The organism is Mucilaginibacter sp. P4_G9 (assembly GCF_056400985.1).
The window spans coordinates 1-1,173 of sequence record NZ_JBFUKF010000790.1 but is presented as its reverse complement, the minus strand read 5'-3'; the positions used below and the strand labels follow the sequence as shown (position 1 = coordinate 1,173).

The 1,173-nt window shown below is 33.7% G+C and carries 1 protein-coding gene; it reads right to left on the bottom strand.

What is annotated here, in order from left to right:
- On the bottom strand, positions 1 to 1,133 hold a 1,133-nt coding region (locus AC1DPZ_RS27670), incomplete at its 3' end, for an ATP-binding cassette domain-containing protein (protein WP_477409574.1).
- Between the last annotated feature and the right edge of the window lie 40 nt (positions 1,134 to 1,173).

The window sequence follows — 1,173 nt, the reverse complement described above, 5'->3', positions numbered from 1 at the left end:
CTTTGTCGTTGTCCGCCGCTTAAATTTATACCGTTATTACCTAATTCAGTTTGTTCTTTTAATGGCAACTCTGAGATAAACTGAGCTATAGAAGCTTGTTGAATAGCCCGTTCAAACCGCAAATATGTTTCCGGTGTTGGTTCATCCCAAAATGTAACATTGTTAAAAATGGTATCACTAAAAATGACAGGATCCTGGGTGATATACCCAATTCTTTTTTGATAAGAATTAATATCTATTTCATTTCTGTTAATACCATCAATTAACATATTTCCACTATTTAATGGTATTAAGCCAGCTAAAACGTTTACAAGTGTCGTTTTGCCACTGCCACTCTCACCCACAAAGGCTACAGTTTTTTTCTTAGGAATTTGAAGGGATATATTTTTGAGTACCGATATGTCTTTGTATCCAAACATCGCATTTTCAAGTGCAATTTCATTTTCAACCTTTTTAATCTTTACTTTACCATTTACCTCCCGGCTTTCAATTAACCCATTTTCAAAAACTGACATGTTTTCCATTGAGCCTGAAACTCCTAAAAAACCATTATAAGACACCTGCATTAACATTAATGCAGAAAGAGCCCTGTAAAAGAAAAGTAAACTAATTAAAATTGTGCTTAAAGCCCCCCCCAACAAATTAACCTGCATTAAAATGATTGAACTTACCACTAATATTAAAAGTGGTTCGCGGGTGGCAGATACAATAGCCCCAAGTTTTCCAATTTTGGTGTTATTGGATTCTATTAAATCAATTGTACCTAATAATTTGACATTATATTTTTTCAACAAGCCGGTTGCCTTCAAATATTTAAAGCTATTAACATATTGTATAATAAGTCCCTGATAAAAATTTGATTCAAAGGTTAATTTCCGGGATGCCACCTTGGTACTTGTATATATTCTTTTGTAAACTACACTGGTAAGCCCTCCACCTATACAAATTAGCAGAGCAAATTTTGCGTCCACAAAAAAGGCAAACAACATATATACAAAAACCATAATAACCTGCTGAGCTGTACTGAAATATTGCGTGTAAGCAATAGAAATTTTCGCTACTTCTGCCGATAAGGCATTTTGAATCGTTCCAACATCAGACAATACAAACGATTTATAAGACATCTCACTCATTAATATAGTCAATCTCTTTCGGATCGACTTTATAAAAAAC